The sequence below is a fragment of the Bradyrhizobium sp. UFLA06-06 genome, from assembly GCF_054820065.1.
In genome coordinates this window covers 1-697 of sequence record NZ_JADFUD010000167.1, presented here as the reverse complement: position 1 = coordinate 697, position 697 = coordinate 1, and the positions used below count along the sequence as shown (strand labels likewise).

Here is a 697-nt window from a genome sequence, read left to right as displayed (position 1 = left end):
AGTTCGTCGGCAGCGTCAGATGTGTATAAGAGACAGGGATCTGGGCGGAACCGCCGCTCGATGGGCTATACCGACAATCTGGCGCAGGGCATTCTGCTCGCCGCAGCTCACAAAAATGCGGCGGGTGAGATTTTCTGGCTTGCCGACGAGACGTCGTACACCATGAACGAAATTGTCGAGACCGTCCGCAAGGTCCTACATGAAGATTTCGGCATGACGGTCAAGCCTAACAAGGTACATCTGCCGAGCATTGCGGCCGAAGTCGCAACGATGGTCGATGCAACTCTTCAGTATGCCGGCATTTATCACCAGAAAATCCATGTCCTGTCTGAAATGAACAAGACAATTGCCTGCGATATCACCAAGGCCAGAAAAGTGCTAGGTTATGCGCCCAAGATCGCCTTACGAGAAGGCATGCGCCTTTCGGTCGACTCCTGCCTGAAGAGCAGGCAGGCGATTTAAGGCTTCTCATCTTTCTAATGCGTGACCGGCCGATTGAGCTTTCAACTACCCATGATTTTTGTCTCGATCGCGGCTCCCAGTTCGATGTCGCTCAGCCGCGATAGCCCCTGACCTGCCACTGAGTTTTCATCCGGCAGCGGTTAGAGTCTCGGAGTTTTTGTAGCGAGACCGAAGTTTGGACCACCCAGAACTAGAGTTTTGCGCCTCTGTCACGTTGGCGGGCTGGTTGCGCCGA

General features: G+C 54.1%; 1 protein-coding gene. It reads left to right on the top strand.

The window, feature by feature from the left end; all coding sequences use genetic code 11:
• Positions 1-462, top strand: a 462-nt coding sequence (locus IF803_RS42525) for an NAD-dependent epimerase/dehydratase family protein (RefSeq protein WP_461196170.1), incomplete at its 5' end; no start/stop codon positions are given.
• Between the last annotated feature and the right edge of the window lie 235 nt (positions 463-697).